Source organism: Labilithrix sp. (genome assembly GCA_019637155.1).
Lineage (GTDB): Bacteria > Myxococcota_A > Polyangia > Polyangiales > Polyangiaceae > Labilithrix.
The window spans coordinates 207078-223155 of record JAHBWE010000009.1 but is presented as its reverse complement, the minus strand read 5'-3'; the positions used below and the strand labels follow the sequence as shown (position 1 = coordinate 223155).

Here is a 16078-nt window from a genome sequence, read left to right as displayed (position 1 = left end):
CTGCCCTCGCGCGCTCCGCGGCCGGTTCTGGGGTCCCTGACGCCCAATCCCAGGCTCGCGCGTCGCGTTCGGGGCGCGTTGCGGCCCTGATCATTGGGGGCGGCGGATGCGGATTTGACGGAAAGCCTCGAGCTGGGCCTCGTCGTCCCAGCCGGCTTGTTGTGCTGCGCTCGCGGCGCTGCCGGGGGGGGCCGTCTCGCCCAGCGGGACGCTGCCGCCGCTGCCGCGGACGGACGGCGGGAGCGACTCGACGAACATCTGCGCCGGGAGATCGGGATCGCTCGCGGGGCCGGGGCGCGCCTCGACGACGCCGAGGAGATCCCACTCGCGGACCATCTGCATCATCTGCGCGGGCGGGCCGCCCGTCATGCGGCGCACCCAGCTCGCGCGGTTGCGGAACGCGGCGAGGCGCTGCTCGCGCGGGAGCGACGTGTTCATCGCGGTCGCGTAGTCCTCCGCCGTGAGCACGTGGTTCGGGACGCGCGCCGGCCAGAACGTCGGCAAATACGGATCGTATTGGGGCTCGTAGCCGGAGCGGCAGAAGATCGTGTCGCCGTGCCACGGCATCGCCATCCAGCGCGTGAGGTCGCCCGCCGCCTGCGCGTGGAGCGGGCCGTTCGGGCCGAGCGCGATCGCCTGCGTGAGCTCGGGGCCGTAGTCCGGCTCCTTGTCGCTCTCCTGCCGGCGCTTGACGCGGAAAGGTGCAGAATACATGGTCGCGTGGCGCATCGGCCACGTGAGCTCGCAGCCGGGGTGGAACGCGTCCGCGAGGCAGAAGTGGAGCGCCGCCATGTCGAGCATCGCGGGCTGCTCGCCGAGCGGCACCTGCTCGAGCGCGCGGAGCGGCTTCGCGGTCGGGTCCCAGTCGTCGATGAAGTCGCCGTTCGCCCAGCGCTCGAGGTGGAGCGAGCGGAGATGCCCGACCGAGAGATCGACCGCCGGCGACTGATCGAAGGTGCCGAACGCGTCGCCGTAGATCCACGGCCAGTCGCGGCGCGCCTTGCCCGGCGGGCGGAAGGAGCTCCGGATCTGCTCGCGGAATCCCTTGTTGTCGGCGTCGCGCCGGTTCAGGTTCGCGATGCTCGTCGCGTCGTCGAAGTCGAACTGGACGCCCTTGCGGTAGCCCTCCGAAAAGCCCCTGTTCACCCACTGCAGGTTCGAGAGCCGGCGCAGCGCCGGGAGCACGTCCTTCGTGAACGACGTGGTGGCCGGAAGCGCGAGCATGCCCGCGTCGACGAACGTGTCGACGAGGAGATCGTGCATCGTGCGCCAGCCGATGACGTCGGGCGCGTAGTTCGGCGGACCGACGATGACCCACGCCGGCTCGACCGGGATCTGCCGGCCGCCGAGGCGCACCACCGCGCTGACGGGACCGTCCGCGATGTCGTCCCACCAGCCGTCCGCGTTGTTGAAGCTGTCGCCGTCGCGCGGATCGTAGATCGGTTTGTTCTCGGGCGAGCCCGCCTTGCCGAGGCCGCCGAGGACGAGGAGCCGGCCGTGCTCGTCGGTGCGGACCTCGCCGAGCGAGACCGGCGCGCCGAAGAGCCTCGTGTCGAAGCGGTAGGCCGGACCCGAGATGCTCTTGCCCTTGATCGTCTTCGTGCCGCCGCCCGCGACGAGCGACGCGCGATCGGTGACGCCCGCGTTGCGGCGGATGCACTTCAGGGTCGAGGACTCCGGCAGGTCCATCGCCGCGATGAAGCGGTACCAGGCCGCCTTCTTGTTCGCGAGCTGCACGAACCAGTCGACGTCGGCGTTGTCGCCCGTGATCTCACGGACGATCTGCCCCTGCGCGTTGTAGCCGTAGATGCGGAAGCGCGCGGCCTGCCGCTTGAGCGCGCCCGCCCCGTCGCGGCTCTGCCCCACCTCCGTGATCGTGGGCTCCACGACCTCGGGCCCGATGAAGAAGCCCTCGGCGCTGTTGCCGACGCGCGCGACGCCGATGCCGGGGTGGATGACGGCGCGGACGATCTGCTCGTCCCCGTTGAGCTGCGACTCCGACTGCGCGAAGTAGTCCCGCCGGCACGCGACGCCAAGGGCGGCGCCCGCCGCGGCTCCGCCGATGAGCTGACGGCGTGTGATCTTCGGATCGCTCATGGCTGCGGCTCCCGGATCGGGACGTTGTTCTTCGTGCGCCGCTCGTCGGCGAGCTTCTTGTACGCGATGCCGCGCGCCTTGTTGATGCTGCCGACCGGGCGATGCTCCGGCAGCGCGTGCCACGCCGTGAACGACATGTTCTCGCAGGCGGCCTCGTTCGCGGCGACGTCCTGCTTCGCGATCGTGATCCGCGCCACCGTCTGCGGCGCGCTCACCGACTCGTCCCAGCGCACGGTCGCCTTGTCGAGCGGGAACGCGTTGGCGTCGTCGCCGCGGAGCTGCACCTGGAGATCGAAGCACGCGTCGCTCGCGGCGAGGTCACGCTCGACGCGCGCGCGGATGTAGCTCGGCTCGTCCTCCGCGGGAGGCTCCGGCGGCCACGCCGAGCACGGGCGCACCGCGTACTTCACGTAGTCCTTGTCGCCGAAGCGGTACGGCTGCGTCGACCAGTAGCGCGTGGCGAGCGCGTTCTCGACCGGCTTCTCCATGTCCTTGAGGATCTGGTCGAACGTCGGGTGCGCGGCGAGGTACTGGTCGAGCGTGCGATCGAAGATGGCGCGCGTGAACTCGAGGAAGTCCTGCGCCGTGTCGACGAAGAAGACGTCGTGGTTCTGCGTGAGGAAATCGTGCGTCTGCGCGTCCTCCTCGCCGGCGAGGATCTTCGTGCCCGGCACGCCGAGCACCTTCAGCGAGAAGCCCACCGTGCTGTTCGCCTTGTCCGGCGTCGCCGGCGAGGTGTCGCTCGAGATGCGGACCCACGCGTCGTGCGTCCCCGGCGTCGCGAAGAGGCCGACCTTGAGGCGCTCGGGCAGATCGGCGGAAATGTCGAATTTCGCCGTCGCGCACGCGTGGGGCTTGAGGAACACCGCGCGCTTCACCGGCGGCGGCCGCGAGCGCATCACGCGCGCGAAGAGCTCCGCGATCTCGTCCCCGGTCTTCGGATCGAACGGCCCGTCATCGTCGGCGGTGATGGAGCTCTCGTCCGCGACCGGAACGTTCACCGCCGCCGACTTGCACCCGAGCCCGAGCACAAAGAGAAGCACGATCCCACCCAGGCGCATTCGCCCAGGATACCGAAACTCAGCCGCTACGCGAGCCCCCCTCAGCCGGGGCGCAGGCGGTAGACGATCGCGACGACGATGAGGACCCAGATGACGAGGTTCAGCACGAACGGGACGTCGCTCAGCATTTCCTGGGTCGGGCTCTCCGCCTTGCGGCCGCGGCCGGCGCGGCCGGAGACCAACATGAGGAAGCGATAGATGCCGAAGAGCGTGAAAGGCGCGGTCAACCAGAGCTTGTCGGTCTGGAAGAACGCCTCCGTGTCCTTGTCGAGCGTGTAGGCCACGTACGTCGCGGCGGTCGCGATGCCCGTGACGGCGAGGGCCACCGTGAGCGACCGCTTCGTGTACGCCTCGAGCGCCGCGCGCTGCTTGCCCGCGGTGGCGCCTTCGAGCTCGTGCCGGCGCTTGCCGAAGCCGAGGAAGAGCGCGATGCCCGCCGTGCACGCGAGCATGTACCAGCTCACCTTCGTCTCCGTCGCGTAGCCGCCGGCGAGGACGCGGAGCACGAAGCCGAACGAGATGAGACCGACGTCGAGGAACGCGACCTTCTTGAGCTTGAAGCTGTAGGCGATGTTCTCGACGAAATAGAGCGCGGCGACGCCGGTGAACGCCCAGTTGAGCGTCCCCTCGTGGAGGCGGAGCGTGCCGAGGCTGATCGCGAACGCGAGGACGACGAGGAGCCCGGCGAAGCCGCGCGCCATGTTCTCCGGGACGACGCCGCTCGCGATCGGTCGCTCGCGCTTCACCGGGTGGATGCGATCGGCCTCGACGTCGACGAGGTCGTTGATCGTGTAGACCGCGCCCGCGAGGAGGCAGAACACCGCCGTCGCGGCGAAGGCCTTCCCCGCGACCATCAGGTTCAGCGTCGGATCGCCGCTCCCGACGGAGGTGCCGAAGAGGTCCTTGTGGAAGAACATCGGCGCCATCACGAACAGGTTCTTCACCCACTGGTGTGGCCGGATCGTCTTGATGAGGCCCTTGACCACGGACGAGCGCTTCAGCCGCACGGAGGGCGGGGGCTCGGATTCCAGGGCCGAGGACACGAGGTCGTTCTTACACCAGATGGCGGAGGGAGGCACGAACGCGAGCATTGCAACTCGAGCGCCATCTCGCTGACCTTGACGCGGGGGAGCGCGCGGCGGAAAACCCTGCGCCGTGAAGCGTCTCCTCTTCTTCTGCGCGGTGCTCTTCGCCGTGGTGCCCGGCCTCGCCGCCGCGGACGTGGGGCAGCGGCTCCCGCGGCTGACGAAGCTGTCCGACGACGTGGTCCGCGGAGGAATGCCGCTCGGCTACGTCCCGCTCCGCCAGATCTGGCAGGAGTGGGATCAAGGCGAGCCCGCCCAGGTCGAGGAGACGCTCGGCGCCCTCGCGCGCGAGCCCGCCGTCGCCCCGCCGCTCCGCGTCTACGCCGGGCTCCTCGAGGCCTACGCCCGCCGCCGCCGCGGCGACCTCACCGCCGCGAAGTCGAAGATCCGCGCGCTCGGGTTCGTGAGCCGCTGGGTCGTGGCGGGTCCCTTCGACAACGAAGGCAAGACCGGCCTCGATCGCAGCTTCGGCCCGGAGGAGGAGCTCGCCGACGCGCTCAGCATGGCGCGCACCTACGAGGGCAAGGAGCGCCAGGTCGGCAACCGCCTGACCCCCGACGCGTTCCCGTACGGGTGGGTCGACCTCGGCGCGATGATGCGCCCGCAAGAGATGGTCTGCGGCTACGCGACGACGTTCGTGCGCGATCCGCGGGCGAAGAACGCGCCGCGTCCCTTCTCGGTGTGGCTCGGCGCGAGCGGCGCGACGAAGGTCTTCTTCGACGGCATCGAGGTGCTGAAGGATCCCAAGTACCGCGACCTCGACAGCGATCGCTTCGGCGTGACGCTCACGATGCGCGACGCGAGCTGGCACCGCCTCACGGTGAAGGTCTGCGGCGACGACGACGCGCCGATGTTCTCCCTCCGCCTCGCCGATCCGAGCGGCGCGCCGGACCGGCAGCTCGAGTCGGATCCCGATCCGTCGCACGCGCGCGAGGCCGCGGCGGTGCGCTTCAAGAAGGGCGAGAAGCCGCCCTCTCCCGCCGTGAGCGGGCCCGTCACCGCGTTCGAGAAGCTCACCGCCGGTGCGGCGACGCCGGCGTCGCTCGAGGCGTACGCGCGCTACCTCGTGCTCACGAGCTCGGACGATCCGGCGGAGCGCCGCGCGCGCGATCTCGCGGTGCGCGCGGCCGAGAAGGCGCCGACCGTGCAGCGCTGCCTCCTCGCCGGCGACCTCGCCGAGAACCGCAACCAGCACGCGATCTGGCTCGACAAGGCGGAGGACCTCGTCCGCAAGAACAAGGACACGTCGCTCGAGGACCGCATCGACGCGCTCATCGCCCGCGCCGCCCACGCGCGCGGCGGCGCGAACTGGCGCGACGCGGTCCCCTACTTCGACAAGGTCCTCGCGCTCGATCCCGACAACGTCCCCGCGAACCTCGCCCACGTCGAGCTCTTCTCCGAGGCCGGCCTCCGCGAGACCGCGCTCTCGATGCTGCAGCGCGCGCTCGATCGCCGCCCGCGCTCGGTCGCGCTCCTCCGCGCGAACACCGCCGCGCTGCGCGACCTCGATCGCGTCTCCGAGATGGAGGAGACGGCCGCCCGCTACGCGACGCTCCGCTACGACGACACGCAGATGCTCACCGACCGCATCGAGCTCGCGCTCGCGAAGCGGAACCCCGCCCTCGCGAACCGCTGGATCGAGCGGCTCCTCGAGACGAACCCGGACTCCGGGCGCTCGCTCGCGACCGCGGCGAAGGCGTACGTCGCGCTCGGCGATCGACCGAAGGCGATCGCCACCTTCCGCCGCTCGCTCGACCTCGCGCCCGAGGACGTCGCGACGCTGCGCTCGCTCGCCGACGTCTACGCGGTGGGAGGGCAGACAGACGAGCAGCTCCGCCTCCTCAAGAAGGTGCTCGAGCTGAAGCCGCAAGAGAAGGACGTGCGCGAGTACGTGGCGCACACCGAGCCCGCGCGCCCGCGCGCCGACGAGGTCTACGCGCGCCCGAGCGCCGAGTTCCTCAAGCGCCGCGGCGAGCCCGCGAACGGCCGCACGCGGCGCACGCTCGTCGACCTTCAGGTCACGACCGTGTTCCCGAACGGCCTCGCGAGCCGCTTCCATCAGGTCGTCTTCCAGCCGCTCACCGACGCCGCCGCGGCGGAGGCGCGCGAGTACGGCTTCGGCTTCCAGGCCGACAGCGAGACGGTGCAGCTCCGCGGGGCGAAGGTCTACCGCAAGAGCGGCACCGTCGACGAGGCGATCGAGAGCGGCGAGGGCCCGACCGACAACCCGTCGATGGCGATGTACTCGTCGGCGCGCGCCTTCTACGTCCACTTCCCGCGCCTCGATCCCGGCGACGTGGTGGAGCTCCAGTACCGCGTCGAGGACGTCGCGCACCGCAACGCGTTCGCCGACTACTTCGGCGAGATCACGTACCTCCAGTCCACCGAGCCGATCGCGCACTCCGAGTACGTGCTCATCACGCCGAAGACGCGCACGTTCTACTTCAACAAGCCGAACGTCCCCGGCCTCCAGCAGAAGATCGAAGAGCAAGGGAGCTCCCGCGTCTGGCGCTTCACCGCCGCCAACGTCGCGCCGCTCGATCCGGAGCCCGGCGCGCCGCCGCTCGCGGAGACGCTGGGCCACGTCCACGTCTCGACCTACAAGAGCTGGGACGACATGGGGCGCTGGTACTGGGGCCTCGTGAAGGACCAGTTCACCGCCGACGACGAGGTCCGCCGCCGCGCGCTCGAGATCACCAAGAACGCCAAGACCGACAAAGACAAGGTCAAGGCTATTTACGACTTTGTCGTGCAAAAGACGCGCTACGTCGCGCTCGAGTTCGGCATCCACGGCTTCAAGCCGTACCGCTGCGCGCAGATCTTCGCGCGCGGCTTCGGCGACTGCAAAGACAAGGCGACCCTCATCGTCACGATGCTGAAGGAGCTCGGCATCAACGCGACGATCGTGGTCCTCCGCACCGGGATGAAGGGCGACTTCGAGCAGGAGCCCGCGAGCCTCGCGCCGTTCGACCACGCGATCGCGTACGTCCCCTCGCTCGACTGGTACCTCGACGGCACCGCCGAGTTCACCGGCTCCGGCGAGCTGCCGGCGATGGACCGCGGCGCGCTCGCGATCCAGATCAACGAGGGCAAGCCGAAGCTCGTGCACCTCCCCGAGCCGCCCGCGAGCGAGAGCGTCTCGTCGAAGCGCATCGAGGCGGCGGTGAACGCCGACGGCTCCGCGCAGATCGACTGGAACGTGTCCGTCAGCGGCGTGCACGCGTCGTCGTGGCGCGGCCGCTACCACGCGAAGGCGACCCAGAAGCAGCGCGTGCAGGAGGACCTCGCGAGCGAGATCCCGCAGCTCGACGTGCAGTCCGTGACGTCGAACGACCTCGACGACATCGAGAGCAACGTGGAGATCAAGGCGAAGGCGAAGGCGCCCTCGTTCGCGCGCAAAGACGGCGACACGCGCACGGTGGGGATGGGCGCGCGCGAGCACATGGTCCGCGGCTACGCGGCGCTCTCGAGCCGGCGCCAGTCGCTCCGCATCAGCGCGCTCACGACCGAGGAGAACGAGACGGTGGTCCGCCTCCCGCAAGGCGCGAAGGTCCTCGGCGCGCCGCACGCGGCCTCCGGCACCACCCCGTTCGGCACCTTCAAGGTCGAGACCGAGACGAACGGCAACGTCGTCCGCCTCAAGACGACGATCGCGCTCACGAAGTCACGCGTCGCGGCGAGCGACTACCCCGCCTTCCGCGCCTTCTGCGAGCAGGTCGACCGCGAGCTCGGCCAAACCCTCACGTATACGGTGGGCAAGTGATCAAGGTGCTGCGGCTCACGCTCGCGATCTTCACCGTCCTCGCGCTCGGGGCGTGCGAGAGCGGCCTCCCCGACGCGCGGACGCCGGTCGACATCGCGCGCATGCGTGAATATGGGCGCGCCTCGAACGACGGCGAGGTGATCGGACGCTGGCTCCTCGACGAGATGTTCGCGCCGGGCGGCACCGCGGCGGGGGCGGAGTCGGCGCGGAAGAAGCTCGCCGGCGACGGGATCAAGGACCGCGGCCTCTACGCGAACGTCGGCGCCGCGCTCTGGGACGAGACGCACGGCGATCCGCGCGCCGCCGCGCGCGAGTACATCGCGGCGCTGGGGCACGCGCGGAAGAGCGAGCTGATCCCGGCAGAGCTCGTGGCGTGGATCTCGACCCATCACCTCGTCGGCCTCCGCGGCAGCATCGCGAACCTGTGGAAGGACAACCGAGCCGCGCTCGACGCGATCGTCGCGTCGCCCGGCAACGTCGGCTGGCGCGCGCTCGCGGAGCTCCACGAGTGGTCGACCGCGGAGGCGCTCGACCGCGCCGAGGTCACCGGCGAGGCGTACGACAACCTCGTCACGACGCGGATGGGCTGCGCGAAGAACGTGCGCATCGCGGGCCCGTTCGGGCGCGGGACGGCGCCGGATCGCCGCCGCTCGTTCCCGGCCGAGAAGTCGCCGTGGCCGCCCTCGTGGCCGGAGGAGCCGCTGCGCGGGAACGTCCCGCACGTCCTCGCGACGGAGCGTCATCGCTGCCTCGTCGCGAGCAGCGAGCGGAACGACGACGGCGTCTATTACCTCGAGACGTTCTTCGACACGAAGACCCCGCGTGACCTGCTCGTCGCGGTGCAGGGCGCGATCGCGGTCTGGGTCGACGACGTTCGGATCGTGAACCGCGATCTCCGCGAGTGGGGCGTCTGGCAGCGCTTCGGCGGCGCGGTCCGCGTCGCGCGCGGGCGCCACCGCGTCCTCGCGCGCGTGATGGCGGACGCCGGCTCGATCCGCCTCCTCAACCTCGACGGCACAAGGGCGGCGATCGGGAGCGACAGCGACTCGTCCAAGCCGTACGGCGTCTCGCCGCCCACCGTCCTCGACGATCCGAACCCGATCTCGGACGTGGTCGCCGAGGTCGCGGCGGGGCGCGACCCCGGGCTCACGCCGCTCCAGCGCATGCTCGCCGCGCACGCGTCGTGGATCGACGGGCTCAGCGACGTCGCGTCCGCGCTCATCCAGCCGCTCGTGGAGCCGAAGGACGCGGCGCCGATCGCGCTCCTCTTCGCCGCGCAGTACGCGCAGCGCGATCCCGCGTACCCGGACCAGCAGCGGCGCATCAACGAGAAGGAGCTCTACTCCCGCGCGTCGAACGCGGACCCGCGCCTCTGGTACGCGCGCGCGTGGCTCCTCCTCGACGACGCGGAGGCCCGCGGCCTCGTCGAGGCGGTCGAGCCGCTGCGCAAGCTCGCGGCGGAGCTGCCGGCGGTGCCGCAGGTCACGGAGCAGCTCGCGCGCGTCTACGCGCGGCTCGGCTGGCGCGCGGAGCTCTCCAGCACCGCGCTCGCGCTGAGCCAGCGCTTCCCCGACGATCGCGACGCGCTCGGCATCTACCTCGGCGCGCTCGAAGGCGACGGCTCGCTCACGGAGGCCGACGCGGTCGCCGCGCGGATCAAGAAGCTCGATCCCGACGCCGAGGTCGACCTCGATCGCGCGCTCGCGCGGCACGACTGGCCGGCGGCGATCGCGGAGCTGCGCCGCCTCGAGAAGCGCCGCCCCGACAAGAAGGAGATCACGGGGCGCATCGCCGACGTGCTCATGCGCTCGGGCGATCCGAGCGCGGCCGCGGTAGAGCTCGAGAAGGCGCTCCAAAAGAACCCCGCCGACTCGGGCGCGCGCCTCCGCCTCGCCGACGCGAAGTACGCCGCCGGCGACACGACCGCGCTCCGCGCCGCGCTCGCGGCCGCGCTCCAGGCGGGCTCGAAGGGGCAGGAGATCCGCGAGGCGATGGAGATCGTCGAAGGCGCGACGCTGCTCGATCCGTACCGCACCGACGGGCGCAAGGTGATCAAGGAGTTCGAGGCCTGGGAGAAGAGCGGCAAGCGGATGGAAGGCACCGCCGCGCGCATCCTCGACTACGCCGCGGTCTGGGTGCACTCCGACGGCTCGAGCGAGATGCTCGAGCACGAGATCGTCCGCATGCAGTCGCAAGAGGCGGTCGACAAGGAGGCGGAGCAGAAGCCGCCGGACGGCCTCGTCCTGCGCCTCCGCGTCATCAAACCGGACGGCTCGATCCTCGAGCCCGAGACCGTCGCCGGCAAGCCCACCCTCACGATGCCTCACCTCGAGGTCGGCGACTACTTCGAGATGGAGCACATCACGATGATGCCGAGCGAGGGCGGCAAGGGACGGCGCTACCGCGGGCCGCACTGGTTCTTCCGCGAGGCCGACAAGGGCTACTGGCGGAGCGAGTTCATCGTCGTGTCGCCGAAGGACCGCCACGTCGAGACCGAGGTGGTGGGGCAGGTCCCCGCGCCGACCGTCACCGAGCGCGGCCCCTTCGTCGAGCGGCGCTGGCGCGTCGACGAGAGCCCGCCCGCGGTGGAGGAGCCCGAGGCGCCGAACCCGCGCGAGTTCCTCCCGAGCGTACGCATCGGCTGGGGCGTGAACCTCGACGACACGCTCCTCCGCTACGTCGACGCGGCGAGCGAGGAGACGCCGCTCGACCCGCGCCTCATCGCGGTCGCGAACGCGATCGTGAAGGGGATCCCCGCGACGAGGCCGGACGATCAGGCCCGTGCAATCTACAAGTACGTCGCGGAGGCGATCCAGGACGCGCAGGAGAACGACGGACGCCGCGTCGTGACGGGGCGCGCGGGGAGCCGTCAGTCCGCGTTCTTCTACCTGATGCGCCTCTTGAGCCTCCGCGCCGAGCTCGCGCTCGTGAAGAGCCGCATCGCGATGCCGCCGATCGGCAAGATGAGCGAGGTCGAGAGCTTCGACAACGTCGTCGTCCGGATCGAGACGACGCAAAAGAACGCGCCCGCCGAGCGCTGGCTCACGATCCGCGACAAGTTCGCGCCGTTCGGCTACGTGCCGGCGGACCTCCGCGGCCAGCCCGCGATCCGCCTCGTGCCGGGCACGCCGCGCGCGACGACGCCGGCGCTGGGCGACGCCGACGGCGTCATCCTCGACGGTCGGGCGACCTTGAAGGAGGACGGCTCCGCGTCGGTGGAGATCACGCAGTCGTACGTCGGCCGGATGGGCATCGCGCTCCGCGCGCTCTTCGATCGCGTCGCGGAGTCGAAGCGCTCCGAGTTCGTGGAGACGCGCCTCCTCGCGAACAACCTCCCGGGCGCGCGCCTCAAGGACATGCGGATCGAGAACAAGGACGCGCTCGACATGCCGCTCGTCCTCAAGCTCCGCGCCGACGTCCCCCAGCTCGCGCGCCCCGCGGGCCCGGGCCGTCTCATCCTGAAGGAGCTCTTCGCGGTCGACATCGCGCAGATCGCGTCGCTGCCGCAGCGGCAGACGCCGCTCCTCCTCGCGACGAGCTCGCACGTCGAGGTGAACTTCCAGATCGTGACGCCGACGAACATGCGCCTCCCGTCGTCGCTCCCCACCGGTGAGCTCTCGGACGGCGACCGCACGGTGACGGTGAAGGACTCGGTAGAGGGCAACTCCATCCGCCTCGTCCGCGTCGTCGACATCCCCGCCGGCCGCGTCCAGCCCGGCGCGGAGTACCAGAAGTTCATCCAGTTCACCCAGAGCGCCGACCAGCTGCTGGCACGCGAGATCGCGCTGGGGCTCTGACCCTACGCCTCGGCCCGCGCCTTCGCGAGGAGCGCGCCGAGGCCGAGGCGCGCCGCCCACGCATCGAGGTACGCGACGTCCAGCTCGGGGCCGCTCACGCGCAGCACCTCGACGACGTCGCGCCATTGCTTCTCGGAGACGCCTCCCCCCTCACGGAACCAGAGGAGCTTCCTCACGATCGTGTCTTCAGGCGCCTTCACGACGAGCGTCTCGCCACCCGCCCGGACCTGGATCCGTCGCTTTCGCGCGAACTCGATCTCGTCGTAGGGATGCGGGCCGACCGCGAACAGGTCGATCTTCATCAAGACAGGAAGGTAGAAGACGTTGCAGCTGCGCCCGTGGAGGAGCGCATCGCGCAGCATGCCGCGATCGACCTGGAAGTCGGCGCCGAGCGCGTCGGCGAGCGCGTCGATCCGGCCGAGCGGCAGCTCGACGACGATGTCGATGTCGTTCGTGGAGCGAGGCTCGCCCTGGAGCGAGCTCGCGACGGAGCCACCGACGAAGTACGTACCGCCGACCGCTTCGATCGCCGCCGCGACGCGCAGGGCGACGGCGATCGCATCCGGCGGCGGGCTCAACGCGCGTCGTCCGGGACTTCGCCGTAGACCTTGCACGCGGCGTCGCGGCCGTATAGGCGGACGGCGAGCCGGACGTCGAGCTCGTGCGCGTCGGCGTTCGGAAAGCGTGCGCGAATTCCTGCGAGCGCCAGCTCACGCGTCATCGTGGAGAGGGCCATCGCCTGCGCGAGCCGCTCGTGCGGAGCCTGCGCGCGCAGCAGCGCGTGGTACCGCTCGAGCATGACGGCGCACGTGTCCTGCACGAGAGAACTCTACCACGCGCGCGAGCGGCGCTCACACCGCGGCCGCGGCGGTCGTGAAGGGCATGCCGCCGTCGTCGGGCGTGGCGAGAATGCCGGGTTCGACGATCGTGGTGCGCTCCGTCGGTCGCAGCTTCGGCGCCGGCGCGGCGAGGCGGTCGAGCGCCGACGCGGCGAGCTCCGCCGCGACGCCGTACGCGATCTCGGTTCGCCTCTTCCTGCGTCCGGTAGCGAAAAACCCCCTTGGGCGCCCCACCGCCGAGCTCCAGCACGAGCTTGTCGAGACCGTCACGATCTCCAACCCCCTGCTTCCGCTTCCCCACGACCCGCACCCCCGAAGCCTACCGCGTTCCCAAGAACCCCCCAACCCGCAGCCCCCCAACCGGGGCCCCAGAAGCGGGCGCGCAGCGCCCCGAGCGCTCCGCGCGAGGGCCGTGTCTGGGGTGGGGGTGTCGGGGGCGAAGCCCCCGACGCTGAGAACCTCCCTACTTCTTCGTCGGTGCGGGCTTCGCGGCGCTCTTGCCGGCGTCGGCCTTGTCGGCGGCGATGCGTTCGCGGACGGCGGCGTACTTCGCTTCGAGGTCGATGACCTTCTGGATGGCGGCGATGCGGGTCGTGCCGGTCTGGGGGTATACGCCGGCGTCGCCGGTCACCTTGCTCGCGACGTCGACGTAGGCTTGCCACGCCGTCTTCGCCTCCGCCCACTTCTTCTCGCGCTCGTAGATGTCCGCGCGCAGGAACAAGATGCGCGCCTTCGTCTCCACCTTCTTCGGCTCCGTCGGCGCGAGCTCCACCGCCGACGCGATCGCCGCCTCCGCCTCCGGCATGTTGCCGTTCGCGAGGTAGGCCTCCGCGAGGAGGTAAGGGCCGAGCGCGTTCTTCGGCGCGAGCTGGATCGCCTTCTTGAACGTGTCGATCGCGGCGGTGTAGTCCTTCGCGACGAAGAGCTCGTTGCCCTTCACGGCCGTCTCCATGAACTGGCTGATCGCGACGATCTCCTCCGGGTCGTACTTCACGTCCGTCGCCGCGGGCGGGAGCTTCTTCTTCGGCGGCGGCGCGTCGTCGCCGAACGCGGCCAGCGGCGCGACGAGCATGGCCGGAAGGATGAGCGCGAGCGCGACCGAACGGGCGGACATCGCTCGGTACGCTACCAGATCTGCTAGCGTGCGTGGCTCGATGGAGCGCGTCCTCGAGCCCGAAGTGATGGATACCGCCGAGGAAGCGGCGGACTACGACGCGATGGACCACGGCGCGGTGAACGAGAGGTTCTGCGCCGACCTGCTCGCGGCGCGGGAGCTCTCCGGCAAGGTGCTCGACGTCGGGACCGGCACCGCGCTCATCCCGATCGCGCTCTGCAAGAGGACGCCGCACGTGCAGGTCGTCGCGATCGACCTCGCCGTCCACATGCTCGCCCTCGCCAAGCGCAACGTCGACGCGAGCGGGCTCGCGGATCGTATCGAGCTGATCAAGGTCGACGCGAAGGGCCTGCCGTTCGACGACGGCGAGTTCCCCGCCGTCGTCTCGAACTCGATCGTCCATCACATCCCCGAGCCGCGCAGCGTCCTCGCCGAGATGCTGCGCGTCACCGCGCCGGGCGGGCTCGTCTTCGTGCGCGACCTCTTCCGCCCCCCGACCGACGCAGAGGTCGATCGCCTCGTGCACCTCTACGGCGGCGAGCCCCCGCTCGACGAAGGGCAACGCGGCAGCTTCGATCACCAGCGCATGCTGTTCCGCGACTCGCTCAAGGCCGCCCTCACCCTCGACGAGGTCCGCGCCCTCGCGAAGGACGCCGGCATGCCCGGCGCGCGCGTGAGCATGACGAGCGATCGCCACTGGACGCTGCTCCACGAGAAGGCCTCGCATGACGGCGGCTGAGCCGCAGACGATCGCGCCGTTCGACGTCGCCTCCCTGCCCCGCATCGAACGCGCCGAGCTCGATGCCCAGGCCCAGCTCCGCGCCCTCCGCGCCGCGCTCGACGACGGAGAGCCTGTCGCTCGCGCGCTCGAGGCGATCGCCGGCGCCCCGATCCAGCTCTCGCTGCGACGCGCGGTTGCGAAGCCCGAGGTCGCGCTGAGCGCCGAGGCCGCGGCGCCGAGCGGCGCCGTGTCGGCGGCGTTCGTTCCCGCCGCCGAGCCGGGCCGCGTCTTCGTCGTCGAGGCCGAAGGGGCGCTCGCGCGAGAGCTCGTCGCGCGCGCGTTGAAGCAGCCGCCCGCCGGCATCGCGAACCCCACCAAGGGCGCGCCGCCCGACCTCCACGGCGCGTTCGCCGCCGTCGTCGTCGCCGCGGCGCGCGCGCTCGGGACGCCGCTCCGCCTCGCGACGGACGCGCCCGCGCCGAACGCCGCGACCGCCGCGCTCGACGTCACCGTAGGCGGCGCGACCTTCGACGCGCGCGTCACCTTCCCGCCCCTCGCCGCACGTCGCGGCGCGCCCGACCTCGATCGCCTCGGCTCGTCACCGATCGCGCTCCCCATCGTCGCGACTTCGTGCCTCGCCGCACGCGCGGAGGTCGAGGCGCTCCAGCCCGGCGACGTGTTCCTCGCCGGCCCGGAGGAGACGTGGAGCCTCGCGCTCGTCGCCGAGGGCGCGGAGCAGGGGCTCGCCGCGCGGGTGGGCAGCGACGACAGGCTCGTGATAACAACGGAGCCCGCCGTCCATTCGTGGGATCCGCCGATGACGACCGACAGCAAAGCCCCGCTCGATGTCGCGCTCGAGGCCCCCGTCGTCGTGCGCGTCGAGGTCGGCTCCGTGCAGATGACCGCGCGCGAGTGGGCCGCGCTGCGCGACGGTGACGTGATCGCGACCGGCGTGAAGACGGCAGGCAACCCCGCGGTGCTGCGCATCGGTGGCGTGGAGGTCGCGCACGGCGAGCTCGTCGTCGTCGACGGCGAGTACGGCGTCCGCATCACAGGGATGACGAAGCGATGAAACGAATGCTCTGCCTCGCCGCGCTCGTCGCGCTCGCCGGCTGCCCGAAGAAAGAGGAAGCGACGAAGGAGGTCGACGCCGGCGCGGTCGTCGCGACCGACGCCGCCGCCGGGCCCGCCGACGCAGGGGCGGCCGAGCCTGCGTCCACGAAGGCGACCTGGTCCGGTCCCTACACCCTCGCGCCGGGCACGCTCTCGATCCCGACCGGCAACAAGGACTACGCCGGCGTGAAGCAGTTCAAGGACGATCCGTCGAAGCACATGGGCGACGGGAAGATCGAGCTCACCGTCGACGGCGAGAAGGTCGCCGGCACGATCGAAGGCGCGGCCGGCCCCGCGATCATCGAAGGCTCCGTCGTCGACGGCGAGATCCGCGGCGTCGTGCGGCGGAAGGACCCGAAGGACGACGGCCTCACCGGGACGATCGCGGCGAAGATCGCCGGCGCCTCGGCGGAGGGGACGCTCAACCTCGCCGACGGAACGACCGCGATCGTGCGCGAGGCGAAGATCACGCTCACCAAGAAGTAGCG

At 71.0% G+C, this 16078-nt stretch carries 12 protein-coding genes; 5 read left to right on the top strand and 7 right to left on the bottom strand.

Features of this window, described 5'->3' with window-relative positions; genetic code table 11:
- Positions 1-90: 90 nt before the first annotated feature.
- The 3 genes from KF837_20645 to KF837_20635 all read right to left on the bottom strand — a co-directional run bounded on the left by KF837_20645 (position 91) and on the right by KF837_20635 (position 4249).
- Entirely contained in the window at positions 91-2097 is a 2007-nt protein-coding gene (locus KF837_20645; protein ID MBX3229739.1) for a LodA/GoxA family CTQ-dependent oxidase, read from the bottom strand.
- Positions 2094-3098 carry a hypothetical protein gene (locus tag KF837_20640; GenBank protein ID MBX3229738.1) on the bottom strand — a complete coding sequence of 335 codons (1005 nt, stop codon included), beginning with the start codon at positions 3096-3098 and terminating at the stop codon, positions 2094-2096. The genes KF837_20645 and KF837_20640 overlap by 4 nt, the downstream gene beginning before the upstream one ends.
- Before the next feature lie 101 nt (positions 3099-3199).
- On the bottom strand, positions 3200-4249 hold the full coding sequence (locus tag KF837_20635; protein MBX3229737.1) for a UbiA prenyltransferase family protein: 1050 nt from the start codon (positions 4247-4249) through the stop codon (positions 3200-3202).
- A 64-nt stretch (positions 4250-4313) separates the two neighbouring features.
- Between KF837_20635 and KF837_20630 the strand changes: the two genes are divergently transcribed.
- Together KF837_20630 and KF837_20625 are read left to right on the top strand one after the other, a co-directional pair.
- Positions 4314-8006: a DUF3857 domain-containing protein gene (locus KF837_20630; GenBank protein ID MBX3229736.1), complete on the top strand. Its 3693-nt coding sequence runs from the start codon at positions 4314-4316 to the stop codon at positions 8004-8006.
- Positions 8003-11803 (top strand): tetratricopeptide repeat protein, encoded by a 3801-nt coding sequence (locus tag KF837_20625; GenBank protein MBX3229735.1) that lies wholly within the window; start codon positions 8003-8005, stop codon positions 11801-11803. Before KF837_20630 ends, KF837_20625 begins: the two co-directional genes overlap by 4 nt.
- Before the next feature lie 2 nt (positions 11804-11805).
- On the opposite strand, the gene KF837_20620 is transcribed toward KF837_20625, so the two are convergent.
- The 4 genes from KF837_20620 to KF837_20605 all read right to left on the bottom strand — a co-directional run bounded on the left by KF837_20620 (position 11806) and on the right by KF837_20605 (position 13756).
- A complete protein-coding gene (locus KF837_20620) occupies positions 11806-12381 on the bottom strand; it encodes a hypothetical protein (protein MBX3229734.1) in 576 nt (191 codons plus the stop codon).
- Positions 12378-12602: a hypothetical protein gene (locus KF837_20615; GenBank protein MBX3229733.1), complete on the bottom strand. Its 225-nt coding sequence runs from the start codon at positions 12600-12602 to the stop codon at positions 12378-12380. The genes KF837_20620 and KF837_20615 overlap by 4 nt, the downstream gene beginning before the upstream one ends.
- 52 nt (positions 12603-12654) lie before the next feature.
- Entirely contained in the window at positions 12655-12876 is a 222-nt protein-coding gene (locus tag KF837_20610) for a hypothetical protein (GenBank protein MBX3229732.1), read from the bottom strand.
- A 229-nt stretch (positions 12877-13105) separates the two neighbouring features.
- Entirely contained in the window at positions 13106-13756 is a 651-nt protein-coding gene (locus tag KF837_20605; protein MBX3229731.1) for a tetratricopeptide repeat protein, read from the bottom strand.
- Here KF837_20605 and KF837_20600 point away from each other — a divergent pair.
- The 3 genes from KF837_20600 to KF837_20590 are packed head-to-tail and all read left to right on the top strand — an operon-like array spanning position 13725 to position 16076.
- Positions 13725-14495, top strand: a complete 771-nt coding sequence (locus KF837_20600) for a class I SAM-dependent methyltransferase (protein MBX3229730.1) — start codon at positions 13725-13727, stop codon at positions 14493-14495. The genes KF837_20605 and KF837_20600 overlap by 32 nt on opposite strands.
- Positions 14482-15549 (top strand): FliM/FliN family flagellar motor switch protein, encoded by a 1068-nt coding sequence (locus tag KF837_20595; protein MBX3229729.1) that lies wholly within the window; start codon positions 14482-14484, stop codon positions 15547-15549. The genes KF837_20600 and KF837_20595 overlap by 14 nt, the downstream gene beginning before the upstream one ends.
- Positions 15546-16076, top strand: a complete 531-nt coding sequence (locus tag KF837_20590) for a hypothetical protein (protein MBX3229728.1) — start codon at positions 15546-15548, stop codon at positions 16074-16076. Before KF837_20595 ends, KF837_20590 begins: the two co-directional genes overlap by 4 nt.
- Positions 16077-16078: the final 2 nt, after the last annotated feature.